Source organism: Caballeronia sp. LZ034LL, from assembly GCF_031451215.1.
GTDB lineage: Bacteria > Pseudomonadota > Gammaproteobacteria > Burkholderiales > Burkholderiaceae > Caballeronia.
This window is the reverse complement of sequence record NZ_JARUXR010000001.1, coordinates 1,297,896-1,319,268: the sequence shown is the minus strand read 5'-3', so window position 1 is coordinate 1,319,268 and position 21,373 is coordinate 1,297,896. Positions and strand designations below refer to the sequence as shown.

Annotated in this window: 28 protein-coding genes and 2 tRNA genes; 13 read left to right on the top strand and 17 right to left on the bottom strand. The window is 64.7% G+C overall.

Translation table 11 applies throughout. The features are described from left to right. Positions 1 to 192: 192 nt before the first annotated feature. Positions 193 to 522 (top strand): hypothetical protein, encoded by a 330-nt coding sequence (locus QCE83_RS06115; protein WP_309808169.1) that lies wholly within the window; start codon positions 193 to 195, stop codon positions 520 to 522. 97 nt (positions 523 to 619) lie between these two features. Beyond that, positions 620 to 1,222, top strand: coding sequence for a DUF2939 domain-containing protein (locus QCE83_RS06110; RefSeq protein ID WP_309808168.1), 603 nt, complete (start codon positions 620 to 622; stop codon positions 1,220 to 1,222). 19 nt (positions 1,223 to 1,241) lie between these two features. Here QCE83_RS06110 and QCE83_RS06105 read toward each other — a convergent pair whose 3' ends face one another. Next, on the bottom strand, positions 1,242 to 1,751 hold the full coding sequence (locus QCE83_RS06105; RefSeq protein ID WP_309808167.1) for a universal stress protein: 510 nt from the start codon (positions 1,749 to 1,751) through the stop codon (positions 1,242 to 1,244). Between the two features lie 359 nt (positions 1,752 to 2,110). On the opposite strand from QCE83_RS06105, the gene nodI reads away from it, so the two are divergent. Together nodI and QCE83_RS06095 are read left to right on the top strand one after the other, a co-directional pair. Next, complete coding sequence (gene nodI, locus QCE83_RS06100) at positions 2,111 to 3,082, top strand: nodulation factor ABC transporter ATP-binding protein NodI (protein ID WP_309808166.1); 972 nt, start codon at positions 2,111 to 2,113, stop codon at positions 3,080 to 3,082. A gap of 13 nt (positions 3,083 to 3,095) precedes the next feature. Next, the gene (locus QCE83_RS06095) at positions 3,096 to 3,956 is read left to right on the top strand and encodes an ABC transporter permease (protein WP_309808165.1); all 861 of its coding nucleotides are present in this window, start codon (positions 3,096 to 3,098) and stop codon (positions 3,954 to 3,956) included. Positions 3,957 to 4,017: 61 nt separating this feature from the next. On the opposite strand, the gene gnd is transcribed toward QCE83_RS06095, so the two are convergent. From gnd to QCE83_RS06080, 3 genes are all read right to left on the bottom strand, one after another. Further along, on the bottom strand, positions 4,018 to 4,998 hold the full coding sequence (gene gnd / locus QCE83_RS06090) for a phosphogluconate dehydrogenase (NAD(+)-dependent, decarboxylating) (RefSeq protein ID WP_309808164.1): 981 nt from the start codon (positions 4,996 to 4,998) through the stop codon (positions 4,018 to 4,020). Between the two features lie 5 nt (positions 4,999 to 5,003). Then, on the bottom strand, positions 5,004 to 7,097 hold the full coding sequence (gene tkt, locus QCE83_RS06085; RefSeq protein ID WP_309808163.1) for a transketolase: 2,094 nt from the start codon (positions 7,095 to 7,097) through the stop codon (positions 5,004 to 5,006). Positions 7,098 to 7,475: 378 nt separating this feature from the next. After that, the gene (locus QCE83_RS06080) at positions 7,476 to 8,528 is read right to left on the bottom strand and encodes an NADP(H)-dependent aldo-keto reductase (RefSeq protein WP_309808162.1); all 1,053 of its coding nucleotides are present in this window, start codon (positions 8,526 to 8,528) and stop codon (positions 7,476 to 7,478) included. Positions 8,529 to 8,715: 187 nt separating this feature from the next. Between QCE83_RS06080 and QCE83_RS06075 the strand changes: the two genes are divergently transcribed. Further along, positions 8,716 to 10,143 (top strand): MFS transporter, encoded by a 1,428-nt coding sequence (locus QCE83_RS06075; RefSeq protein WP_309808161.1) that lies wholly within the window; start codon positions 8,716 to 8,718, stop codon positions 10,141 to 10,143. A gap of 67 nt (positions 10,144 to 10,210) precedes the next feature. Beyond that, positions 10,211 to 10,411 carry a hypothetical protein gene (locus QCE83_RS06070; RefSeq protein ID WP_309808160.1) on the top strand — a complete coding sequence of 67 codons (201 nt, stop codon included), beginning with the start codon at positions 10,211 to 10,213 and terminating at the stop codon, positions 10,409 to 10,411. 46 nt (positions 10,412 to 10,457) lie between these two features. Here QCE83_RS06070 and QCE83_RS06065 read toward each other — a convergent pair whose 3' ends face one another. From QCE83_RS06065 to dusA, 5 genes are all read right to left on the bottom strand, one after another. Continuing rightward, the gene (locus QCE83_RS06065) at positions 10,458 to 11,195 is read right to left on the bottom strand and encodes an SDR family oxidoreductase (RefSeq protein ID WP_309808159.1); all 738 of its coding nucleotides are present in this window, start codon (positions 11,193 to 11,195) and stop codon (positions 10,458 to 10,460) included. A gap of 134 nt (positions 11,196 to 11,329) precedes the next feature. Beyond that, positions 11,330 to 11,533: a hypothetical protein gene (locus QCE83_RS06060; RefSeq protein WP_309808158.1), complete on the bottom strand. Its 204-nt coding sequence runs from the start codon at positions 11,531 to 11,533 to the stop codon at positions 11,330 to 11,332. A 169-nt stretch (positions 11,534 to 11,702) separates the two neighbouring features. Next, positions 11,703 to 12,005: a hypothetical protein gene (locus QCE83_RS06055; protein WP_309808157.1), complete on the bottom strand. Its 303-nt coding sequence runs from the start codon at positions 12,003 to 12,005 to the stop codon at positions 11,703 to 11,705. 173 nt (positions 12,006 to 12,178) lie between these two features. Beyond that, positions 12,179 to 12,254, bottom strand: a tRNA-His gene (locus tag QCE83_RS06050). Positions 12,255 to 12,375: 121 nt separating this feature from the next. Then, positions 12,376 to 13,380, bottom strand: coding sequence for a tRNA dihydrouridine(20/20a) synthase DusA (gene dusA / locus QCE83_RS06045; protein ID WP_309808156.1), 1,005 nt, complete (start codon positions 13,378 to 13,380; stop codon positions 12,376 to 12,378). A gap of 215 nt (positions 13,381 to 13,595) precedes the next feature. On the opposite strand from dusA, the gene QCE83_RS06040 reads away from it, so the two are divergent. Together QCE83_RS06040 and QCE83_RS06035 are read left to right on the top strand one after the other, a co-directional pair. After that, positions 13,596 to 13,796: a hypothetical protein gene (locus QCE83_RS06040; RefSeq protein WP_309808155.1), complete on the top strand. Its 201-nt coding sequence runs from the start codon at positions 13,596 to 13,598 to the stop codon at positions 13,794 to 13,796. Positions 13,797 to 13,922: 126 nt separating this feature from the next. After that, positions 13,923 to 14,348, top strand: coding sequence for a hypothetical protein (locus QCE83_RS06035; RefSeq protein WP_309808154.1), 426 nt, complete (start codon positions 13,923 to 13,925; stop codon positions 14,346 to 14,348). Between the two features lie 78 nt (positions 14,349 to 14,426). Here the strand turns inward: QCE83_RS06035 and QCE83_RS06030 are convergent, their stop codons facing one another. The 6 genes from QCE83_RS06030 to QCE83_RS06005 all read right to left on the bottom strand — a co-directional run bounded on the left by QCE83_RS06030 (position 14,427) and on the right by QCE83_RS06005 (position 17,814). After that, complete coding sequence (locus QCE83_RS06030) at positions 14,427 to 15,536, bottom strand: enoyl-CoA hydratase/isomerase family protein (RefSeq protein ID WP_309808153.1); 1,110 nt, start codon at positions 15,534 to 15,536, stop codon at positions 14,427 to 14,429. Beyond that, positions 15,533 to 16,216: a TetR/AcrR family transcriptional regulator gene (locus QCE83_RS06025; RefSeq protein ID WP_309808152.1), complete on the bottom strand. Its 684-nt coding sequence runs from the start codon at positions 16,214 to 16,216 to the stop codon at positions 15,533 to 15,535. Before QCE83_RS06025 ends, QCE83_RS06030 begins: the two co-directional genes overlap by 4 nt. 115 nt (positions 16,217 to 16,331) lie before the next feature. Next, positions 16,332 to 16,511 (bottom strand): hypothetical protein, encoded by a 180-nt coding sequence (locus tag QCE83_RS06020; RefSeq protein WP_309808151.1) that lies wholly within the window; start codon positions 16,509 to 16,511, stop codon positions 16,332 to 16,334. 229 nt (positions 16,512 to 16,740) lie between these two features. Then, a complete protein-coding gene (locus QCE83_RS06015) occupies positions 16,741 to 17,034 on the bottom strand; it encodes a DUF1488 domain-containing protein (protein ID WP_309808150.1) in 294 nt (97 codons plus the stop codon). A gap of 160 nt (positions 17,035 to 17,194) precedes the next feature. After that, positions 17,195 to 17,551 carry a hypothetical protein gene (locus QCE83_RS06010; RefSeq protein ID WP_309808149.1) on the bottom strand — a complete coding sequence of 119 codons (357 nt, stop codon included), beginning with the start codon at positions 17,549 to 17,551 and terminating at the stop codon, positions 17,195 to 17,197. After that, positions 17,548 to 17,814, bottom strand: coding sequence for a hypothetical protein (locus QCE83_RS06005; protein WP_309808148.1), 267 nt, complete (start codon positions 17,812 to 17,814; stop codon positions 17,548 to 17,550). Before QCE83_RS06005 ends, QCE83_RS06010 begins: the two co-directional genes overlap by 4 nt. A gap of 332 nt (positions 17,815 to 18,146) precedes the next feature. Between QCE83_RS06005 and QCE83_RS06000 the strand changes: the two genes are divergently transcribed. Beyond that, complete coding sequence (locus QCE83_RS06000) at positions 18,147 to 18,539, top strand: hypothetical protein (RefSeq protein WP_309808147.1); 393 nt, start codon at positions 18,147 to 18,149, stop codon at positions 18,537 to 18,539. A gap of 42 nt (positions 18,540 to 18,581) precedes the next feature. Here the strand turns inward: QCE83_RS06000 and QCE83_RS05995 are convergent, their stop codons facing one another. Then, on the bottom strand, positions 18,582 to 18,920 hold the full coding sequence (locus QCE83_RS05995) for a multidrug efflux SMR transporter (protein ID WP_309808146.1): 339 nt from the start codon (positions 18,918 to 18,920) through the stop codon (positions 18,582 to 18,584). A 43-nt stretch (positions 18,921 to 18,963) separates the two neighbouring features. Beyond that, a complete protein-coding gene (locus QCE83_RS05990; protein WP_309808145.1) occupies positions 18,964 to 19,461 on the bottom strand; it encodes a heme-degrading domain-containing protein in 498 nt (165 codons plus the stop codon). A gap of 262 nt (positions 19,462 to 19,723) precedes the next feature. On the opposite strand from QCE83_RS05990, the gene QCE83_RS05985 reads away from it, so the two are divergent. The 4 genes from QCE83_RS05985 (at position 19,724) to QCE83_RS05970 (ending at position 21,309) form a co-directional block, all read left to right on the top strand. Continuing rightward, positions 19,724 to 19,800: transfer RNA gene (locus QCE83_RS05985), tRNA-Met, on the top strand. A gap of 213 nt (positions 19,801 to 20,013) precedes the next feature. Then, positions 20,014 to 20,409, top strand: coding sequence for a DUF2946 family protein (locus tag QCE83_RS05980; protein ID WP_309808144.1), 396 nt, complete (start codon positions 20,014 to 20,016; stop codon positions 20,407 to 20,409). Positions 20,410 to 20,509: 100 nt separating this feature from the next. Next, on the top strand, positions 20,510 to 20,872 hold the full coding sequence (locus QCE83_RS05975; RefSeq protein ID WP_309808142.1) for a copper resistance protein CopC: 363 nt from the start codon (positions 20,510 to 20,512) through the stop codon (positions 20,870 to 20,872). 5 nt (positions 20,873 to 20,877) lie between these two features. Next, positions 20,878 to 21,309 carry a copper chaperone PCu(A)C gene (locus tag QCE83_RS05970; protein ID WP_309808141.1) on the top strand — a complete coding sequence of 144 codons (432 nt, stop codon included), beginning with the start codon at positions 20,878 to 20,880 and terminating at the stop codon, positions 21,307 to 21,309. Positions 21,310 to 21,373 lie beyond the last annotated feature (64 nt).

Here is a 21,373-nt window from a genome sequence, read left to right as displayed (position 1 = left end):
GACCAAGTCTCAGAAAAGATTAGAAATTTCTATGTTCCGCCTGTCTCACTGAGACAAGAAATGTCCTGGTAATAGCGGAATATCAACTCACCAACCGCAGCGACGCTCACCCGGGCGTTCAACCGAAAAAACCAGCATGACGGCCACTGTTCGCGGTGGGCCGCTGTGCGCCCTATCGTCTGGAGAGTCACCATGGAACGTTTTGCCCGCTTGTTGCCCTTCCGCCAATTCGGCCGTCTGCGTCATCTGCGCACGCTGATTTCGTGCGGCATGCCGCGCGCCGAAACCACGCCGGATCTCTTCGAGACTGACATGCCGGCACTGCCGTCGCGTCAGCCGGCGTTTGCGCGGGTTTCGCTGAACAGCGCCGTGCACGCGGAAGCAGCGGAACGCGCCCCTGTGCGCGTGTATCGCGGACAATCGCGTGTGATCCTGGTCGGCAAGATCGATGAAGTGTCGCGCATGATCGACCGCTGCATCGCGGAGGAAAGCGCCGGACTGGCGGGCGGGATCCTCGCGTAAGCCGGGTCCGGCCAACGCTGAATTCGGGTTCGCGGGATTTATCGGGCCCTTGCGCGGTCAATCGGAATTCACGTTCCGCTCGAGGCCCTTTCACCGCATGTCCCGCACTACCCGCTCCATCCTGACCGCGCTCGTCGTCCTGATCGTCATCGGACTGCTGGGCTTTGTGTATGCATCGCCCTATATCGCGTTGAATCGCCTCAAGCGCGCAGCCGATGCGCGCGACGCGCAGACGGTCAACCAATATGTCGATTATCCCGCGCTGCGCGCGAGCCTTAAGGAGCAGGTCGCCGCCTTGCTTACACGGCGCGTGGACATCCAGAAGAGCGGCAATCCGCTCGCCATCATCGGCGCGATGATCGGCGCGGCAGTGGTCGGGCCGCTGGTGGATACCTATGCCACGCCTGACGGCGTCGCGGCCATTCTCAACGGCATCCCGCCGCGCGGCACGCCCGGTGAACGCCCGCCGCCGGCCGGAACCAACGAAGCCGCGGTTTCATCCGCAGCACCGGCATCGGGCAGCGTCGCCCCGGCACCCGAAGCAGCGCCTAAACCGCCTGCCACCACCGCGGGCTATCGCGACTTGAACACCTTCGCCGTGACCTATCAGCACGGCGCCGGCGACGCCCGTTATTCAGCCATCTTTCACCGCGATGGCCTCGTGTCGTGGAAGCTCGTCGCGGTGAATCTGGACGGCTGAAGCGTCGCTGAAGTGTTGTTCAGGCGCCCGCTTCCGCTTTTGCAGGCCGAGCCGCCATGGCGGCCTCTTCTTCCGCCTCGGTCGATTCACCCGCCTGACACACGGCGACCAGAATGCTGCACTTCACGCGATCGAGCAGCGGCGTGTTGCCCGCGCCCATCCACCAGCGCGCGAGCCCATTGCGGCAGCGGTGTCCGACGACCACCAGATCCACGTTCAGCTGTTCGGCGAGTGCCGCGATCTCGTCGATCGGATGACCGAACGCGAAGTGTCCCTGCGCCGGCAAACCGCGCTCGCGCAACCAGTCGACGCCTTCCTGAAGGATGTCGCGCGCGGCATCCTCGAAGCGGCCGCAGGCCATGTCGGTGAGCAGCCCGGCGCTCTGCGCGATGCTCGAGCGCATGTCGACGACGGCCAGAATGTGCGTTTCCGCCTTCAGGTCGAGCGCGAGGTTCGCGCCCTGACGCAGCGCCTTGCGGCCCTCTCTGGAGCCGTCATAGCACAGCAGGATTTTTCGATAGCTATCCATCTTGACCTCCCTGGCCAGACTTGCCCTTCACGCCAGCGCTCCGGACCGGAACGAGGCAGGTGAAGGCAATGCGATTTCCCGTGGTGTCGCGTCTTCATGATCGTGTGTCGCCCGGGGCGTCACAACGGTGGAAAACGCTAACCGGATGCGTGCGCCGTACATGCAAGCTGGCGTCGTGCCAGCCGTGCAACATCCTTGCCAGGCAAGCCCCACGGGTGCAAACGAAGCAAACCGCGCGGCTTCCGCACGGATTCGAAACGGGCGTGCCGCTTGCTGCGGCACGTCGCGCGCCGCGCTGGTGCATTGGATTACACTAGCCCGCTGGATTTCCCATCGCTTTTCTCCTGCGACACCCTTGCATGACTGATCAAACATTGCAGCAGCCGTCGCGTGCCGTTCTTCACGATGAAGTCAGTGCCGGCGCACCCGCCATCGAGTTCAGCGAGGTCAGAAAACACTACGGCACGCGCACGGTCGTGGACGGCCTGTCGTTCGACGTGCGTCCGGGTGAGTGCTTCGGCCTGCTCGGCCCCAACGGCGCGGGCAAGACCACGACGCTCAAGATGCTGCTCGGCATCACGTCGCCGGACAGCGGCTCGATCCGGCTCGTCGGCGAACCCGTGCCGGCGCGCGCCCGCTTCGCTCGCGAACGCGTGGGCGTGGTGCCGCAGTTCGACAATCTCGATCCCGATTTCACCGTCCGCGAAAACCTCGTCGTATTCGGCCGCTACTTCGGCCTGAAGGGTGCGCGCATGGACGCCCTGGTGCCGTCGCTGCTCGAATTTGCGCGGCTGGAAAGCAAGGCCGATGCGCGCGTCGGCGAGCTGTCGGGCGGCATGAAGCGGCGCCTCACGCTGGCGCGCGCCCTCGTCAACGACCCCGACGTGCTCGTGATGGACGAGCCGACCACCGGTCTCGATCCGCAAGCGCGCCATCTGATCTGGGAACGGCTTCGTTCCCTGCTCGCGCGCGGCAAGACCATCCTGTTGACCACGCACTTCATGGAAGAAGCGGAGCGCCTGTGCAACCGCCTGTGCGTGATCGAGGAAGGACGCAAGATCGCCGAAGGCAGGCCGGGCGAACTGATCGAGTCGGTGATCGGCTCGGACGTGATCGAGATCTACGGGCCGGACCCGAAAGCACTCGCCGCCGAACTGGAACCGCTCGTCGCGCGCATGGAAGTCAGCGGCGAGACGCTGTTCTGCTACGTCGATGACCCGCAACCCGTGCATGCGCTCGTACGCGGCCGCGCCGGCGTGCGTTACCTGCATCGTCCGGCGAATCTGGAAGATGTGTTCCTGCGCCTCACGGGCCGCGAGATGGTGGACTGAACCGCACACGCTCATGAATACCTTCGATCAATCCAGCGCCAAGGCAAAAGCCGCGCGCCGGAAACAAACGCAAGCCCGGGCGGACAACCTCACGCCGCTGTCGAGCGCGCTGCCCGCCAACGCCACCCACTGGATGTCCGTGTGGCGGCGCAATTACCTGGTGTGGAAGAAGCTTGCGATCGCCTCGATGATCGGCAATCTCGCCGATCCGATGATCTATCTGTTCGGCTTGGGCCTGGGTCTCGGCCTGATGGTCGGGCATGTCGACGGCGTGTCGTATATCGCGTTCCTCGCGGCAGGCACGGCGGCATCGAGCGTGATGATGTCGTCGAGCTTCGAGGCGATGTACTCCGGCTTCTCGCGCATGCACGTGCAGCGCACCTGGGAAGCCATCATGCACACGCCGCTCACGCTCGGCGATATCGTGCTGGGCGAGATTGTCTGGGCTGCGAGCAAGTCGGTGCTGTCGGGCGTCGCGATCATGATCGTCGCGGGCGCGCTCGGCTACGCGAGCTTTCCGTCGATGCTGATCGCGGTGCCGGTCATCGTGCTGACCGGACTCGCCTTCTCCAGCACGGCGATGATCGTGACGGCGCTCGCGCCGAGCTATGACTTCTTCATGTTCTACCAGACGCTCGCGCTCACGCCGATGCTGCTGCTCTCCGGCGTGTTCTTCCCGATCGCGCAACTGCCCGCGCTCGCGCAGCACGTGACGCAGCTGCTGCCGCTCTATCACGCGGTCGAACTGATCCGTCCCGCGATGCTCGGCCGTCCGCTCGATGGCTGGGCGCTGCATGTGCTCGCGCTGTGCGCGTACGCCGTGGTGCCGTTCTTTCTGTGCGCCTGGCTTTTCAGGCGGCGCATGATGAAATGAAAACGGCGCCGGACCGCGAGGGTCCGGCGCCGCCGTTTCACACAGCCAGAGAACCGGGCCGCTACTTCACCGGAAACTCGTGATGCCCGCCGAAGCCGAAGCGCATGGCCGACAGCATGCGCTCGGGGAACGATTCGGCATCGCGCGAGCGGAACCGCGTGTACAGCGCCGCCGACAGCACCTGCGCGGGCACCGCTTCTTCGATCGCCGCCTCGATGGTCCAGCGTCCTTCGCCGCTGTCGGCGACTTCGGCCGAATAGCGATCGAGCGAGCCGTCGCCGGCGAGCGCGCCCGCCGTGAGATCCAGCAGCCACGACGACACCACGCTGCCGCGCCGCCATACCTCGGCGACATCAGCGAGATCGAGCGAATAGCGCTCGTTCTCCGGCAGCTCGGTGGAGTCCTTGCGTTCGAGCACGTGGAAGCCTTCGGCATACGCCTGCATCAGGCCGTACTCGATGCCGTTATGGACCATCTTGACGAAGTGCCCTGAACCGACCGGCCCGCAATGCATGTAGCCATTCTCCACGCGTGCGTCGCGGCCTTCGCGGCCGGGCGTCGCCGGAATGTCGCCGCGGCCGGGCGCGAGCGTCGCGAGAATCGGATCGATGCGGCGCACGATCGCCTCTTCGCCGCCGATCATCATGCAATAGCCGCGCGTCAGGCCCCACACGCCGCCTGACGTGCCCACGTCGACGTAATGCAGGCCCTGCTCCCGCAACTGTGCCGCACGACGGATATCGTCCTTGTAGAAGCTGTTGCCGCCGTCGATGATCACGTCGTCCGCCGCGAGGATCTTGCGCAAGTCGCCCAGCGTGTCCTCGGTGATCTTGCCCGCCGGCAGCATCAGCCAGACGACGCGCGGCGTCTCCAGTTTCGCGACCAGATCGCCGAGATCCTTCGCGCCGGTCGCGCCCTCGCCCGCCAGCGTGGCGGTGACTTCGGGGTTGTGGTCGTACACGACGCACTGGTGTCCGTCGCGCATCAGTCGGCGCCCGATGTTGCCACCCATGCGCCCCAGTCCCACGATGCCGATCTGCATGTCCGTTACTCCTTGCCGTTGGATTTCACACGTTCGATCTGTTTCTTCGCGGCGTCGGCGACCGCTTCCGGCGTGAAGCCGAACTTGGTCTTGAGCGCCTTCAGCGGCGCCGACGCGCCGAACGTATGCATGACGATCTGCGCCCCGAGCCGGCCGACATAGCGGTCCCAGCCGAGCGTCGCCGCCTGTTCGACGCACACGCGCGCATGCACGTCCGTCGGCAGCACCGACTCCTTGTAGGCTTCGTCCTGCTTTTCGAAGAGGTCCCACGAGGGCATCGACACGACCCGCGCCGCGACGCCTTCGGCCGTGAGCTTCTCGAAGGCTTCCACGCACAGCGACACTTCGCTGCCGCTGGCCATCAGGATGACCTCGGGCGTCTTGCCGCCGTCGGCGTCGGCGAGCACATACGCGCCGCGCCGCACGCCTTCCGCCGAGCCGTACTTCGAGCGGTCGAAAGTCGGCAGCGGCTGGCGCGTCAGCACCAGGCACGACGGCTCCTTGTTGTGCGTCAGCGCGACGCGCCACGACTCGCCCACTTCGTTCGCGTCCGCCGGGCGCAGCAGCGTGAGTCCGGGCACCGCGCGCAATGACGCGAGCTGTTCGATCGGCTGATGGGTCGGACCGTCTTCGCCTACGCCGATCGAGTCATGCGTGAAGACGTAGATGACCGGCACTTCCATGATGGCCGAGAGCCGGATCGGCGGCTTCATGTAGTCGCTGAAGATCAGGAAGGTCGAGCCGTAGGGCCGCATGTCGGACAGCGCCATGCCGTTGCAGACCGCGCCCATGCCGTGCTCGCGGATGCCGAAGTGCAGGTTGCGTCCGGAGTAGTCGTCATGTTCGAAGCTGCCGGCGCCTTCGAACTTGAGGTTCGTCTTCGTCGAAGGCGACAGGTCCGCCGCGCCGCCGATCAGCCAGGGAATGCGCTGTGCGATCGCGTTCAGCACCTTGCCCGACGAGTCGCGCGTGGCGAGACCCTTCGGATCTGCGTCGAACTTCGGAATCGCGTCTTCCCAACCTTCGGGAAGCGTGTGATCCAGCATCTGCCGGGCTTCCTTCGCAAGTTCGGGATGGCTCTTTTCGTAGGCGTCGAAGCGCTGCTTCCATTCGGCATGCAGCTTCTTGCCGCGCGCGCCCATGCCCTCGGCGAAGTGCTGCATCACGCCGTCGGGCACGTAGAACTGCTTGTCCTCGGGCCAGCCATAGAACTTCTTGGCGAGCTTCACTTCGTCCTCGCCCAGCGCCTCGCCGTGCGCGCCTGCCGTGTTCTGCTTGTGCGGCGCGCCCCAGCCGATGATGCTCTTGACGATGATCAGCGTCGGCTTGTCCTGGGTCGCCTTTGCCTCCTTGAACGCCGCTTCGAGCGCGGCGCCGTCGTTGGCGTCATCGACGTGCAGCACGTTCCAGTTGTAGCCATGGAAGCGCGAGGCCACGTCGTCGCTGTAGGCGAGTTCCGTGTGGCCTTCGATGGTGATGGTGTTGCTGTCGTAGATCCACGTCAGGTTCGACAGCTTCAGATGCCCCGCCATCGACGCCGCCTCGTGCGAGATGCCTTCCATCATGTCGCCGTCGCCACACAGCGTCCAGACGTGATAGTCGAACAGCGTGTCGCCACCCTGGTTGAAGTGGGCTTCCTTCCAGCGCGCGGCCATCGCCATGCCCACGCTGTTGCCGAGACCTTGCCCGAGCGGACCCGTGGTCGTCTCGACGCCGGTCGTCATGCGGAACTCCGGGTGACCGGGCGTCTTGCTGTCGAGCTGACGGAAGTGCTCGATGTCGTCGATCGAGACCGCGGCCTTGCCGGTCGGCTTGCCGTGTTCGTCGACTTCCCTGACGCCCGTGAGATGCAGCATCGAGTACAGCAGCATCGACGCATGGCCGACCGAGAGCACGAAGCGGTCGCGGTTCGGCCACAGCGGCGCGTCGGGATCGTAGCGCAGGTGGTTCTGCCACAGGTGGAACGCCACGGGCGCGAGCGCCATCGGCGTGCCGGGGTGGCCGGAGTTGGCCTTCTGCACGGCGTCCATCGACAGCGTGCGGATGGTGTCGATCGACAGGCGATCGAGGTCTTTTGCTTGAGGTGATGCTTGAGACATGAGCGACGACTCCTTTGCGAAGAGCGCGCTGTGGCTTGAGGCGCCGCAGCGGGCAACCAGGACCATCGAGCAAGTGTAGTGCCTTGGAGCCGGCACGGCACCGCGAGTGATGCGAAGGACGCGCCGTGGCGCGCGGCGATGCGGCGCTACGGGCGTTCAGACGGCGTTGTTGATGCAGGATGCGGGCGCGAAGTGCTTCCTGTCCTGCCTTGTTACCTTGCGACGTGCGGCGCTTCCAGCGGGTAATGTCTTCAAGCGGTTTTCCTGGAGGCCGGGCGATGAAGCGCCGAGGGCCGCCGCCGCGAGAACCTCCATGCTGACACATTCACGGCGTTGCCCGCAAAAAGCGTGGCAAATCCCTGAACGCACAGGAAAACTTCAGGGCGCCGGATTCGGCTGACGCTCGTGCAGCGCGTCGATTTCGGCCAGAATTTCTTCCGACAGTTCAATCTCGACGCTGCCGATGTTCTCCTTCAGCTGCTCCATCGTCGTCGCGCCGATTAGCGTGCTGGTCGTGAAGGGCCGCTGATTGACGAACGCGAGCGCGAGCTGCGTGGGCGTGAGGCCATGGCGGGCGGCGAGTTCGACATAGGACGTGATGGCCGCAACCGACTGCGGCTTGCTGTAACGCTGGAAGCGCTCGTACAGCGTGATGCGCGCGCCGGCCGGACGTGCGCCGCCCTCGTACTTGCCGGATAACCAGCCGAACGCCAGCGGCGAATACGCGAGCAGCCCGACGCCATCCCGGTGCGTGAACTCCGACAGCCCCAGTTCATAGGTGCGATTCACGAGGCTGTAGGGATTCTGAATGCTGACGATCTTCGGCAGGCCGGCCTTCTCGGCCGCGCGCAGGAACTGCGCGACGCCCCATGGCGTTTCGTTCGACACGCCGACATGACGGATCTTGCCTGCCTTCACGAGTTCGGCGAGCGCGGTGAGCGTCTCCTCGATGGGCACCGTGTATTCGTCCTCGACGTACGGATACGACGAACGGCCGAAGGTCATCGTGCTGCGGTCGGGCCAGTGCAACTGGTACAGGTCGACGTAGTCGGTCTGCAGGCGCTTCAGGCTGCTGTCGATGGCTTCGTTCAGGTTCTTGCGGTCGAACTGGTTGCCCGCGCCGCGAATGTGACGCGGATTGTGCGGCTGGCGCGCGGGTCCGGCGATCTTGGTGGCGAGCACGATATCCGCGCGCTTCGACGGGTTCCGCGCGAGCCACGTGCCGATGTATTGCTCGGTGCGGCCCTGCGTTTCAGGACGCGGCGGCACCGGGTACATTTCGGCGGCATCGACGAGATTGACGCCCTGCGCCAGGGCATAGTCGATCTGTTCGTGCGCGTCGCGCTCGGTGTTCTGCTCGCCCCAGGTCATGGTGCCGAGTCCGATCAGACTCACATCGATACCCGAGTCACCCAGTTTCCGAAACTTCATTGTCCAATCCCTCTTGTTGGCGTTATGTCTGCATGCCGTCAGCGCTTCGTCAGCGCGTGACCAGCCTTGGCTGTGGCTGGCATTCAGGCAAGCGCGAAAACTACCATAGGCGCGCAAGCTCTGCTGTCGCGGCTAGAATGGCAGCCTCGCCCACTGTCTATCCGCCCCTTCAGGAATGCCCGAACCGATGCCGTCCGCAAGCGACCGCGCCCGTCAGCGCAGCGCGTCGCTCATCGTCATGCTGGTCGCTGCGACCTTCTTCATGGAGAACCTCGACGGCACGATCATCGCCACGGCGCTGCCGCAGATGGCGCGCTCCTTCAACGTGCATCCCGCCGACATGAGTCTCGGCATCACGGCGTATCTATTGACGCTCGCCGTCTTCATCCCGATCTCCGGCTGGGCCGCCGACCGCTTCGGCCTGCGCACCGTGTTCGGCAGCGCGATCGCCGTGTTCACGGCGGCGTCCGTCCTGTGCGCGACCACCTCGACGCTGCCCGCGTTCGCCGCGGCGCGCGTGCTGCAGGGCATCGGCGGCGCGATGATGGTGCCGGTCGGACGGCTCGCCGTGCTGCGCGCAACACCCAAGGAAGGCTTGATGCGCGCCATCGCCATCATCACGTGGCCGGGGCTCGTCGCGCCGGTGATCGGACCGCCGCTGGGCGGCTTCATCACCACGTATTCGTCGTGGCGCTGGATCTTCTATCTGAACGTGCCGCTCGGGCTGATCGGCCTCCTGCTCACGCTGCGCTATCTCGACAACACGCGTGAGGACGCGCGGCGCCGCTTCGACCTGCCCGGCTTCGCGCTGTGCGGCATCGCCTGCACCACGCTGCTGTATGCGATGGAACTGAGCGGCCGCAGTGACGCCGACTGGACTTCGATCGGCGTGCTCGTGCTGGTGGGGGGAATCGCGGGCATCGCGTCGTGGCTGCATCTGCGCCGCGCGGCGCAACCGGTCGTGGACCTCGCCGCATTGCGCGTGAAGACCTTCGCCGTGGCGATGGGCGGCGGCTCGCTGTTTCGCATCGCGATCAGCGCCGCGCCGTTCCTGCTGCCGCTGATGTTCCAGGTCGGCTTCGGCATGAACGCGTTCGAATCGGGCCTGCTGACGCTTGCGGTGTTCGCGGGCAACCTCTCGATGAAACTCGTCACGACGCCCGTCATGCGCCGCTTCGGCTTTCGACAGGTGTTGATCGTGAATGGCGTGCTCGCCGCGCTCTCTCTCGCCGCGATGAGCCTGCTCGCGCCGTCGACACCCAAGCTCGTGATCGCCGCCGTGCTGTTTGCAAGCGGGCTGTCGCGCTCGTTGCAGTTCACGGCGCTCAACACGCTCAGTTTCGCGGACGTGCCCAAGGCGCAGATGAGCGCGGCCTCCGCGCTGTCGAGCACGCTGTTCCAGATGACGATGGGCATCGGCGTGGCGATCGGCGCCATCGCGCTGCGCTTCGGCGAATGGCTGCATGGGCACGATGCCCATAGCATCGGCCCGGAGGATTTCCGCGTGGCGTTCCTGATCGTCGGGTTGATCGGGCTGATCGGCGTCGCCGATCTCTTCACGCTCGCACCGGATGCCGGCGCGCTGGTTTCAGGCCACGGCAAATCGCGGACATGATGCGCGAGCGCGTCGAATTTACGCGTCCGCTCTAAAGGCTGATCCGTCCCTGCCGTAAAAGTGCGCTATGAACTCGCACACGCTCGACTCCATCGCCGCCCTGACCGAAACGGTCGCCGTCATCCGCCACGCCAAAGGCCTCAAGAATCCCCACGACTTCACCGCAGGCTCGCTCGAACATGAGTTGGCCAGCGCCGCCTTCGCCGACGACTTCCTGCGCGCCCTCGACGCCGAGCCGGGCATCGGCGCCTGGTGGCCGATGCAGTGATCCGTGCGGCATGGCCGGAAGCCGGTCCACGCCGCAGCGGGTGACATCAGAGCTGGCTCATCCCGCCGTCGATCACGATCTCCGTCCCGACGATGAAGCCCGACTCCAACGCGGCGAGATGCAGGACCGTCGCCGCCACTTCGCTCGACTTGCCGAAGCGGCCGAGCGGAATCTGGGCTTGCAGTTGCGCACGCGCGTCATCGACGATGCCGAGCTTCTCGTGCAACGGCGTCGAGACCGGACCGGGACTCACCACGTTCACGCGCACGCCGCGCGGCAGCAGTTCGGCCGAGAGCGTCTTCGCCAGCGACACGAGCGCCGCCTTGCTGGCGGCATAGACCGATGACGTCGGCATGCCGATGTGCGCGTTGATCGAACCGTTCAGCACGATCGACGCACCTTCGTTGAACAGCGGCACCAGCGCCTGGATCTGGAAGTACGGGCCTTTCACGTTGATCGAGAAAGTGTCGTCCCAGGCTTTTTCGTCGATGTCGGTGAACGGCGCGAAGATGCCGATGCCCGCGTTGACGAACACGGCATCCAGACGGATATGGGCGTCGGACAGTTGCTGCGCGAGTTCGCGTGCGGCGGCGACCGTGCCGGCGACGTTGCGGATGGCGAGCGCCTGTTCGCCGAGCGAGGCGCGCGCCTCGGCCAGTGAAGCCTCGTCGCGACCCGTGATGACGACGCGCGCGCCTTCAGCCGCGAACGCCTGCGCGGCGGCCAGGCCGATGCCGCTGTTGCCGCCGGTAACCAGGACTGTCTTGCCTTCGAAGCGATTCATGACGTTCTCCTTTGAACGTTGATCAGTGTGAAGGCATTATGGGCGCGGCTTTGCGCGTTGCCGTACGAGCGGCTTGGCGAACTCGTTCGAAGTCATCGAACGAGTTTCTGTCCGGCTTTGTGCGACGAATGGGTTCAGCGGTCGTTCGACATGCCCTTCAGGCGGTCATTGCCGGCATCGCGCGCGGCGTCGGCGGTCGAGAAGTTTTCCTCCGAGACCAATGCACGCTTGACCTCCTTCGCGGAAAAATCGACGAGCGCGATGACCCAGACGAAACCGCCCGCCTGTTCCGCGGTTTGTACGAACGCGCGCAGATTCCCTTCATTCGACGATGCCATACCGACCTCCTCGTTGATGGTGACGCACCTGCGGCGTCGCGGATGCAGCGCCGCTGCGTGTTGCACTGGCAGGACGGGCGCAACCGTCGGCCAGCATCACGCGTGCGATGACGGCAGCGCCGCTTGCGCACGCGCGATCGGATGCCGCATGAAACGGGCCGCGCCTGGATCAGACGGCGGGAAGATCCTCGAGCGATTTCTCGATCTGTCCGTCCTGAACCCGCGCCTCGATGCCCACGTGGCCGTTCGCGTAAGGCAGCGCGCCTACTTTCGGTCCGAGAAAGGTCCGCCCGCCGAGCGTGAACAGCGTGCGCACTTCCTTGCCGCTGTGGATGGCGTCCACGACCTGCTGCACATCCACGATGGTGGTGGGCGCGGTCCAGTCGTTGATGGATGAATCGAAACTGCCCCATCGGACGCTGGTCACGCGGTCGTTGACCCAGCGCACGCCGTCGATCGCCAAGGTTGCCATGGCTGCCTCCAATTTCGTCCCGGGGAAAGGGAAAATCGTAGCATGGGGCGGGGTGGGGGATGGGCGCCCGTTCGAGAGTCTCTCGTTCGCTGGATGCTAATTCGGGCGAAAAAAAAGCACTGTGATGGCACAGTGCTTTTTTGGTGTAGCGGCGATGCGCTACGAATTCTCGGTGGGGTGGCTGATGGGACTCGAACCCACGACGACAGGAATCACAATCCTGGACTCTACCAACTGAGCTACAGCCACCACTGTTACCGCGATCCCGACTGCTCCGAAACAGCTACCGCAGCAATCAAGAAGCGAGATTATACGAACAAAGGTTATGCTTGACTAGTCCTTTTGAGCATCTTTTTCCGCTCATCGGCGTTCACGATTCGATTGCTTCCATCGCCTCGCGCAGATGGCCGCGCGCTTCGTCGAAGATCGCGAGATCGCCGGTGGCGAGGCGGCGGCTGTCGGACAGGACGCGACGCCAACCGCGCGCACCTGCAACTCCGCGATACAGTCCGAGCGCATGCCGTGTCACCGCGCCGAGATAAGTGCCGCGCGCGAGCTCGCCACGGGCATAGGCAATCAGCGCTTCCTCGATCTCTTCCCGCGAAGGCACCGGCGTGGACGCGCCATAGAACCGCGTGTCTACCTCTGCCAGCACGTAGGGATTGTGATAGGCCTCGCGGCCGAGCATCACGCCGTCGACGTGCTTCAGATGCTCTTCAACTTCGTCCAGCGTCTTGATGCCGCCGTTGATCGAAATTTCCAGATGCGGAAAATCCCGCTTCAGCCGATACGCATAGTCATATTTCAACGGCGGAATTTCGCGATTTTCCTTCGGACTCAGCCCCTTCAGGATGGCGTTGCGCGCGTGCACGATGAACACCTCGCAACCCGCGTCCGCCACGGTCCCGACGAAATCCCGCACGAAGGCGTAATCCTCGACCTCGTCCACGCCGATGCGATGCTTGACCGTGACCGGTATCGATACCGCGTCGCGCATCGCCTTCACGCCGTCCGCGACGAGCTGCGGCTCCTTCATCAGGCACGCGCCGAATGCGCCGCGCTGCACGCGCTCCGACGGGCAGCCGCAATTGAGGTTGATTTCGTCGTAGCCCCACTGTTCGCCGAGCTTCGCGCTGCGGGCGAGATCGGCCGGCTCGCTGCCGCCGAGTTGCAACGCGACGGGCGCTTCGGCCGGCGTGAAGGCGAGATGACGCGCGACATCGCCATACAGCAGGGCACCGGTCGTCACCATCTCCGTATAGAGCCAGGTGTGACGCGACACCAGACGATGCAGCGAACGGCAATGGCGGTCGGTCCAATCCATCATCGGAGCGACGGAGACGCGACGGGACTTGAGCTTCGGTACGGCGGCCATGAGCGAATGAGCAACGGGCCCACTGAACGCGAGCCGCTTGAAAATAAAGGGAATTTGCGATTTTACCGCACTGCGGGAGTTTTAATGCGGCTGCTTCGTACCAGCGGGCTGGGCAGAAACTTGCTGCAACTTCTCCGTGAACTCGAGCCCGGAGAACCATCATGCCCCGCCATTGTCTCGCGACAGCCGCCCTCCTCCTCAGCACCGCACTTGCCATGCAAACCGCACAAGCCCAGACCAGCCGTCCGGACAACGGCGCCTCGATGGTCAAGCCGCCGATGACGCCCAACGCGCCATCCGCAAACACAACCCGTCCGGACAATCCCGACAACATGCCGGTCAAGCGTCCCACTCCACCGCAGAACAGCGATCGCATGCTGCATCACAGCCCCGCGAGCGACGCAATCGCGAAATAATCCTGCGCAGCGCCGGTCACGGGCTGGAAGCGCCCGCGACGCCCCTATAATGGCGCTCGTCACGATACTCCGAGAGAACCGCGGCTCCGGGCTTGACATGTTCAAGCGATCCAAGCGGTCCTGCCAATGCAAAAAATCATTCTGCCGTTCGTTTCCGGTTTCCTTGCCGCACTCTTCTTTCGCGAATCGACCCTGGCGCTGCTGCACGCGGCAGGGGTCATCGATCCGGCCGGCTTCTCCACCGTGCCGTTTCTCCCGCTCGGCATCCCCGAATTCATCGCCAACGCGCTCTGGAGCGCGGTCTTCGGCGTTCTGATGGCGTGGCTGCTGCGCGTCGCGCCGGATCGCAGCGCGCCGTGGATCGGCGCACTCGTGTTCGGCGGCATCGTGCTGACGGCGGTCGGCGCCTTCATCATCGATCCCATCCGCGGCATCTGGCCTGCCGGCAACATGCTGCCGCGCCTCGCGCCCAGTCTTATCGCCAATGCCATCTGGGGCTGGGGCGCCCTCGTCTTCATGCGCGCCTTCATGGCCGGCAGCGACACGCGCTGATCCGCGGTACCCATCGAACAAAACACAAGCGGCCCGGTCATGTCGATCGGGCCGCTTGCACGCCAGAGCTCGCTCCGTTCAGTCCTTCAGGAGCCTGAGCGGATGCGCCGCCGGCGTCCACGCGCTTTCGAACATGCGCTCGACGTCCGCGGCCTTCACGTCCTCCAGCCGCGCCAGCTTCCATTGCGGCTGATTGTCCTTGTCGACGATACGCGCGCGGATGCCCTCCACCACGTCGCCGCGCTCGAATACCGAGCGCGTCAAATCGAGGTCGCGGCGCAGGGTCTCCGCCATGGTCGAGAACTTCGCGCGGTCCACCTGCTGCAAGGCCACATCGACTGACAGCGGCGAGCGCTCACGCAATTCCATGGCCGTCTGCCGCGCCCACTCGTGACCGGCGTCGGCATCGCGCTCGAGCGACGCAAGAATCGACGCGCCGTTGCCCGCCGCAAAATGCTTGTCGATCATGGTGCGCGCATCGGCAAGCGCGCTGCGTTCGGGAATCGGCGCCACCTTGTACTTCGTGGTCTCGCCCTGCACGAAACGCACGATCTCCACGCCATCGAGAAAGCGCTGATGCCGCAGCGATTCGATCAAGCCGGGCAACGCGCCGTCGTCGAGATAGGCGTCGGCCATGCGGGCATAGAGCGCATCGGCGGCGGCCATGGTCGCGCCGGTGGCCGCGAGATAGCGGCCGATCGCGCCCGGCGCACGCGCCAGAAACCAGCTCACGCCGACATCCGGAAACAGCCCGATGCGCGTCTCGGGCATCGCCATCCTGGTGGACTGCGTGACGATACGCAGGCCGCCCGTGTGATGCGCGCCTTGCGAAATACCCATGCCGCCGCCCATCACGACGCCGTTCACCACCGCGATATACGGCTTCGGAAACGTGAAGATCGCGTGATTGAGCTTGTATTCCTCGGTGAAGAACGCGTCGATAGCTTCGCGCTCGCCCGCCTTCGCCGATTCGTACAGGAAGCGGATGTCCCCGCCCGCGCAGAACGCGCGCACGTGCGGACTGAAGATCACGACTGCGCGGATCGCCTGGTCATGGCGCCACGCGCGCAGCGCCTCGCTGATCGCGCCCAGCATCGGCGCGGTCAGCGCGTTGAGTGCCTTCGGACGTTCGAGCGCAATGAAGCCGATGCCGTTGGCGGTGTCGATTCGGATGTCTTCGGTGGTCATCGTGTTGAGGTGTCGGGTCGGTTCGCTGAATTGCCTTGAGGTTCTGCTTTCCGAGGTTTGGTTCCCGCTTTTCGCGTGCCGCCGGCGCGCTCGTCCGCCTGCTTGCACCACGCTTCGAGCGACAGCTCGACGAGCGTTTCAGCCGGCGTGGCGGGCCATGCCGCGCCGCTCAGCTTCAGCGCGACGATGCCATGCAGACTCGCCCAGAGTCCTTCCGCACAGGCCGCGGCCACAACGTGCGGCGGCAGGCGTCCAGCCGCGCGCAGTTCGACGAACGCGTCGGCGATCGGCGCCAGCATGGCCGCAACGGCGCCGGAGGCTTCCTGAGCATCCACGCCGACGTCATCCGTTACGGTTTCGTCGGAACGCGCCGGCTCCATGAACATCAGCCGATACGTCTGCGGCTCAGCCAGGCCGAATTCGACATAAGCGCGCGCCATGGCGTGCAGGCGCGCCGCCGGGTCCACGATGCTCGCCTGCGCAACGAATGCCTCGCGCAAACGCAGGTGGCCTTCCATGCACAGCGCCCGCGCAATCTCGCTGCGGCTCCTGAAGTGAAGATAGAGCGCGGCGGGAGAATAATCGATGGCGCCGGCAAGCTTTCTCATCGATAGCGAAGCGAAGCCTTCCCGCCTGACGATCTCGCGCGAGACTTCGAGTATGCGCTCGCGCAGCGCCATGCGCTGCTCGCGTCTCTGCTCAGTGCGGTGCGCTCGCGGTCCCATGCGAGGCATTGTCGGCACCGTCAACTTCGAAGTCAACGCGCGGCCCCACCCTGCACCGCCGATGCCTCGGTCAGACCGGCATGCGGTCGTTGTCCGGACGCGCGACCGACTCGTATAGCGGCTCGTCCGAGTCGCGCAGGACGACCGAAGCGAACACGATGCATACCGCAAGAATCAGCACACCGACGGCTGCCCAGATGAGCCATAGCGCATTGGACTCGACAAGCGAGTGAAGAAAGGAATGGAACATGACGACCCCGTGCGATTCTTATAATGTGGTTGCTCAAGCCGAGCGCATGGCGTCGAGCAAGTACTATGCCGAGCGAATCGCGTCGCGTGCGGCGAGTGTGCAGATGGTACTCCGTTGCGTGATAACGCGAAAGCAAATGCGCGAGCGCGCCGCCCTTCATGCGTATCCGAAAGAGCGCTGCGATGCAGGTCTTACATCGCGCCGTGTAAGAGTGGAATTCGCGTGCGCTTCAGTGCTGCGTCGGCGTTACCGGACCGGGCGGGAAGTGGCCGCTCTTCAGGAGCACCGGCATGCCGTTGGTCACGCGCAGATGCTCGCGCGCCACCGCTTCGATGTGCGTGCGGCCGGCGTCGAACGCATTGATCCAGCCCGCGCTGTCAGTGGTCTGCGCGCCGAAATGATCTTCCAGCGCTTCGACCGAAATCGCGCAGGGCACGCGCCGGCCATCGACGAGCGCGGCGAATTCGACGGTCAGATTGGAATCGCGATAGTCGGGCGCGTCCTGAAGAAATCGGATGTCCATGATGGTCTCGTAGCTTGGCCGTGACGGCCCGTTCCACGCGAAAGATGCGGAGCGCTCGACCGGCTCGGGCTTCGCGTGAAGCGGTGCGGCGACTATGGTAACTGCGCGGCCGTCGTGCGGTCCATACCCCGCGGCCTTCGCGATAACGCCAGCGAGTGCGTTACGCAGCAAGCACGTGCTCGTCGATATCGACCACCAGCAGCGAGCTTGCCAAGGGATCGGCGTAATTGAAAGCGAGCAGACGGCTCATCTCGCGCACGCGTTCGCAGACCCGCTCGCGGGCGTCGTCGGCAAGCTGCGGATAGGTGCGCAGCACCTGCGCATCGAAGCGGTAATGCACGCCCCACGCGATGTTGCCAGGATGATTGGCCACGCCGCCCGTGCGCCAGCTGACGAACAGCGAAGGCGCCGCATCCAGCCCGATCTCCGCGATGTCCGCGCCGCTGGGAAACAAGTCGGCCAGGCAGGTTGCGACGTCGAACAGCACCGCGTGTCTCAGGTGAATGGGGCGCATCATGCCGGACGCAGCAAGCGGTCGATATATTCTCGCGCCGCCTGCTCGACGTGGGCGAGCGCCTCGCTTTCGGTCGAGAAACGCTGCTCCGGACCGAGATCGACGAGCGCTTCGAAGCGATGCACGTCGTCCGGACCGCCCTGCGCAAGACTCACCGATCCGACGTAGATCGGCCCGGCCTCGCTCTGCGGCTCGTGCGTCTGCACGAGCCGCGCCGAGGCGCTGATGTAGTAGCCCCGGTACGGCCCCGTGACTCGTTCTGCCATGTTCCTTTCTCCTTTGGCGGACCGCGCGCCGTGTCTCACGACGCGTCGATCAGGCAATTTCAACCGGCAATCAGATCAGTAAGGCGTCGGATCCGGAAATTAGTTCATTCGTTCCCATTGTTTCGTCGACGCCGCGTTCAAGCGGCTGCGGCGTCTTCTTTCGAGCCTTGATTCGCAAGCATCGCGCCCGGCAGATGGCTCCGCTAACAAGCGCTTACGTGTTACGTAAGGCGCGTATGGGACAATGCACCTCTCTCGAAAAAGGCCCTCATGCAACCGTCCTGTGACGGTCCTGCGAGCGGCGCAACATCATTCGTTCTCACGAGGTAAAGATGAAGGATCACGGCCGGCGCATGCGCCGACACTCCGCATGCGCAACCCAATCCGGCGCTTCGGACGCTGCTTCGAAGGCTTCCTGGCTGCGTGCCGCGCTGACCTGCGCGGCTGCGCTCGCGGTGGCGAGTCTCGGCGCATGTGCATCGTCGAACGATGCTTCGCTGATCAACCTGCCCGATGGCCAGACGGGCTACGCGGTCAACTGCAGTGGCGCCGATGCCGGATCGAGCTGGGCCAGCTGCTACGTCCTTGCCGGCGAGAAATGCGGCGCGACCGGCTATGACATCGTGTCGAAGGACAACGAGGAAGGCGGCCCGACCGGCGGCGGCATCACCAATGTGATCTCGGCGAACGTGAAGAACCGTTCGATGATCGTCCGCTGCAAATAACGCCGCAGCATCTGCGCGCGCGGTCCGGTCATTCGATGATTCTCAGTGCGCGCTCATCTTCGAGAACGCGTTGAGCACGACGACGCCCGCCACGATGAGACCCATGCCGAGCATCGCGGGCAGATCCGGCGTCTGCTTGAAGAGCAGCGCAGCGACCAGCGTGATCAGCACGATGCCCGCGCCCGACCACACGGCATAGACGACGCCGACCGGCAACGCGCGCAGCGTCAGCGACAGCAAATAGAACGACACCCCGTATCCGGCCACGACGATCGCCGCGGGGAGCGGACGCGTGAAGCCATCGGAGGCGCGCAGCGCGGAGGTCGCGATGACTTCGGCGACGATCGCGATGGCGAGCAGCACATAAGCGGTTGAGCGCATCGATTCCTTTAATGGCTTGAGGTTGCGTATGGGTCGTCGCGGGTCAGTCCTGACCGAGCGAGAGCTGGCTGAAGTCGTGGCCGAGTACCGCACAGAGCGCCTCGACGACCATCTGGTGATCGTCGCGCTGCGCCAGTCCCGAAACCGCCACTGAGCCGATCACGCCCGCGCCCGAGACGCGCAGCGGAAACGCGCCGCCGTGCGTGGCGAATTCGGCGGGGTCGAGGCTGAACTTGTCGGCGAGCGTGGTGCCCGCCTGTTGCAGCGTGAGGCCGAGCGCATACGAACTGCGGCGGAAGTGTTCGACAGTGCGTGACTTGCGTTCGATCCAGCGCGCGTTGTCGGGCGTGGTGCCGTCGAGCGCGACATAGAACAGCTTGCGGCCGAAGGTGCGCACATCGATGGCCACGGCCGCCCCGCGCGCCACCGCCATCTCGCGCAACTGCGAGCCGATCTGCCACGCCTGATCGGCATGGAACTGCGGGAACACGAGCGTGCGTTCCTGATGCGCGATGGCTTGCAGAACGTGTGGAATATCCATGAGCGTGCGACTCCTTGACTGGCTTGCTTGATGAGTGTCCGGCGCGCTTGAGTTGCGGCACCTCCGTGCGTGACGCACGGCCGAGGCTTGCGATTTTGACATGCGCGGATGCAACAGCAACATGTGAACCGGCCATGCATCGGTGCTAAAGCGACGCGATGCAGCGTCGCCCTGAGCAGGCATTTCGGTTCGATATGCATTGAAAGACGAGCAAGCCATTGCGCTCAAGTAAGCGATGGCTTATAATCTTTTCTTCGACGGACGCGGGGTGGAGCAGTCTGGCAGCTCGTCGGGCTCATAACCCGAAGGTCGTAGGTTCAAATCCTACCCCCGCAACCAAAGTTGAAGATCCATGCAGTATGGCTTCAGTCAAGGCCCATGAATCACGCAACACCTCGTACACATCAACCCGCCATCGAGCGGGTTTTTTGTTGTCTGCGATTCCTTCTTCTGCATTCCTTCCGCGTCGAACCGCCGCCCCTCCAGACGCCGCCCCGCCACCCCCCCATGGCATAATCCCCCGTTCAGCATCGTCCAAACATCGAACGCGGCATGCATCACTTGCGTCGGGCCCTCGTCAGGAAGATCGGCGGAATCGCGGCACTCTGCGCGATCCTGCTGCTCTCGCTTGTGCCTGTCGCGTCGCAGGCGCTCGAACATGCGCGCATCGATGCATTGCTCGCTTCCGTCTGCGCTTCCGTTACGCCCGCCGCGGACTCAGACCAGCAGCCTCCCGCGCATCGCACGAAACACGACGGGCTCGCGCACCTGCAAGCCTGCGCCTATTGCGACTTCATCGCGCACGCGCCCACACCGCCCGCAGCGCCATCCAGTCCCGACATCCTGCAAGCCACGCGCGAGCCGTTCACGACGCAAGCTCCCGCCGACGCACCCTTCAGCGCACGACTGCGCGCCGCACAACCCCGCGCCCCGCCCGCCGCTCTCTGAGCCATAACGCGCCGCGCGCCTGAAACATCGGCGCCGCGCTTCCATCCCTCATCAACACCCTGCCGCGACGCACCCCGTCCGGAACCTTCAAGGACACGTCATGAAGCCATCATCGCTTGTGCGCGGCGCGCTCGCGCTCGCCTGCGCCCTGGCCGCGCAATTCGCGCTCGCCCACGCCTTGCCCAAACTGCAGCAGCCCGGCCCCGGCGCGACGGTCAGCGCGCCGCACGAAGTCGCCATCGACTTCGGCGAAGCGCTCGAACCGACCTTCAGCAAGCTCATCGTCACGAATGCGCAAGGCACGCAGGTCAACACCGAAAAATCCGTGGTCGCCGACAGCGACAAGAAGCACATGAGCGTCGCGCTTCCTGCGCTGCAACCGGGCGTCTACAAGGTGCAATGGACCGCGCTCGCCGCGGACGGGCATCGCACGCAAGGCCACTACAACTTCACCGTCAAGTGAGCATCATGAAAAAAATCGTTCTCTTCACAGGCGCGCTCGCGTGCGCGTCCCTCGCCCAGGCGGCCACGCTCGAGGCCCACGACTGCTGGATTCGCGCGATGCCGCCCACGCTGCCGTCGTCGGGGTATTTCAGCCTCGCCAACAACGGCGACACGCCCGTCACCCTCACCGACGCGCAAACCCCCGCCTTCGGCATGGCGATGATGCACAAGTCCGAAATGAAGAGCGGCACGGCAACGATGTCGCCCGTCGATTCCGTCGATGTCCCCGCGCACGGCAAGCTCGACTTCGCGCCGAAGGGCTATCACCTGATGCTCGAGGAACCGGCGAAGCCGCTCAAGGTCGGCTCCACGATTCCGCTCACGCTGACGTTCGCGGACAAGTCCACGCTGAAGATGGACTGCTCGGTCAAGCCGGCAGGCGCGACCGGTCACTGACAATCAACCGCCTGAAATAAAAGAAAACGCGCCGGGTTCCTTCCGAACCCGGCGCGTTTGTTTT

Excerpts from the sequence above, each read along its gene's own strand:
- QCE83_RS06030 (WP_309808153.1), bottom strand. The coding sequence starts at position 15,536 with ATGACCACCGAAGACATCCGAATCGACACCGCCAACGGCATCGGCTTC.
- QCE83_RS06110 (WP_309808168.1), top strand. The coding sequence starts at position 620 with ATGTCCCGCACTACCCGCTCCATCCTGACCGCGCTCGTCGTCCTGATC.
- QCE83_RS06115 (WP_309808169.1), top strand. The coding sequence starts at position 193 with ATGGAACGTTTTGCCCGCTTGTTGCCCTTCCGCCAATTCGGCCGTCTG.
- QCE83_RS06105 (WP_309808167.1), bottom strand. The coding sequence starts at position 1,751 with ATGGATAGCTATCGAAAAATCCTGCTGTGCTATGACGGCTCCAGAGAG.
- QCE83_RS06055 (WP_309808157.1), bottom strand. The coding sequence starts at position 12,005 with ATGGCAACCTTGGCGATCGACGGCGTGCGCTGGGTCAACGACCGCGTG.
- dusA (WP_309808156.1), bottom strand. The coding sequence starts at position 13,380 with ATGGCCGCCGTACCGAAGCTCAAGTCCCGTCGCGTCTCCGTCGCTCCG.
- QCE83_RS06025 (WP_309808152.1), bottom strand. The coding sequence starts at position 16,216 with ATGGCGCTGCGCGAGCGCATACTCGAAGTCTCGCGCGAGATCGTCAGG.
- QCE83_RS05990 (WP_309808145.1), bottom strand. The coding sequence starts at position 19,461 with ATGGATATTCCACACGTTCTGCAAGCCATCGCGCATCAGGAACGCACG.
- QCE83_RS06075 (WP_309808161.1), top strand. The coding sequence starts at position 8,716 with ATGCCGTCCGCAAGCGACCGCGCCCGTCAGCGCAGCGCGTCGCTCATC.
- QCE83_RS06035 (WP_309808154.1), top strand. The coding sequence starts at position 13,923 with ATGCAAAAAATCATTCTGCCGTTCGTTTCCGGTTTCCTTGCCGCACTC.
- QCE83_RS06070 (WP_309808160.1), top strand. The coding sequence starts at position 10,211 with ATGAACTCGCACACGCTCGACTCCATCGCCGCCCTGACCGAAACGGTC.
- QCE83_RS06060 (WP_309808158.1), bottom strand. The coding sequence starts at position 11,533 with ATGGCATCGTCGAATGAAGGGAATCTGCGCGCGTTCGTACAAACCGCG.
- QCE83_RS06065 (WP_309808159.1), bottom strand. The coding sequence starts at position 11,195 with ATGAATCGCTTCGAAGGCAAGACAGTCCTGGTTACCGGCGGCAACAGC.
- QCE83_RS06040 (WP_309808155.1), top strand. The coding sequence starts at position 13,596 with ATGCAAACCGCACAAGCCCAGACCAGCCGTCCGGACAACGGCGCCTCG.
- QCE83_RS05970 (WP_309808141.1), top strand. The coding sequence starts at position 20,878 with ATGAAAAAAATCGTTCTCTTCACAGGCGCGCTCGCGTGCGCGTCCCTC.
- QCE83_RS05980 (WP_309808144.1), top strand. The coding sequence starts at position 20,014 with ATGCATCACTTGCGTCGGGCCCTCGTCAGGAAGATCGGCGGAATCGCG.
- QCE83_RS05995 (WP_309808146.1), bottom strand. The coding sequence starts at position 18,920 with ATGCGCTCAACCGCTTATGTGCTGCTCGCCATCGCGATCGTCGCCGAA.
- QCE83_RS06010 (WP_309808149.1), bottom strand. The coding sequence starts at position 17,551 with ATGATGCGCCCCATTCACCTGAGACACGCGGTGCTGTTCGACGTCGCA.
- QCE83_RS06000 (WP_309808147.1), top strand. The coding sequence starts at position 18,147 with ATGAAGGATCACGGCCGGCGCATGCGCCGACACTCCGCATGCGCAACC.
- nodI (WP_309808166.1), top strand. The coding sequence starts at position 2,111 with ATGACTGATCAAACATTGCAGCAGCCGTCGCGTGCCGTTCTTCACGAT.
- QCE83_RS06095 (WP_309808165.1), top strand. The coding sequence starts at position 3,096 with ATGAATACCTTCGATCAATCCAGCGCCAAGGCAAAAGCCGCGCGCCGG.
- QCE83_RS05975 (WP_309808142.1), top strand. The coding sequence starts at position 20,510 with ATGAAGCCATCATCGCTTGTGCGCGGCGCGCTCGCGCTCGCCTGCGCC.
- gnd (WP_309808164.1), bottom strand. The coding sequence starts at position 4,998 with ATGCAGATCGGCATCGTGGGACTGGGGCGCATGGGTGGCAACATCGGG.
- tkt (WP_309808163.1), bottom strand. The coding sequence starts at position 7,097 with ATGTCTCAAGCATCACCTCAAGCAAAAGACCTCGATCGCCTGTCGATC.
- QCE83_RS06080 (WP_309808162.1), bottom strand. The coding sequence starts at position 8,528 with ATGAAGTTTCGGAAACTGGGTGACTCGGGTATCGATGTGAGTCTGATC.
- QCE83_RS06015 (WP_309808150.1), bottom strand. The coding sequence starts at position 17,034 with ATGGACATCCGATTTCTTCAGGACGCGCCCGACTATCGCGATTCCAAT.
- QCE83_RS06005 (WP_309808148.1), bottom strand. The coding sequence starts at position 17,814 with ATGGCAGAACGAGTCACGGGGCCGTACCGGGGCTACTACATCAGCGCC.
- QCE83_RS06020 (WP_309808151.1), bottom strand. The coding sequence starts at position 16,511 with ATGTTCCATTCCTTTCTTCACTCGCTTGTCGAGTCCAATGCGCTATGG.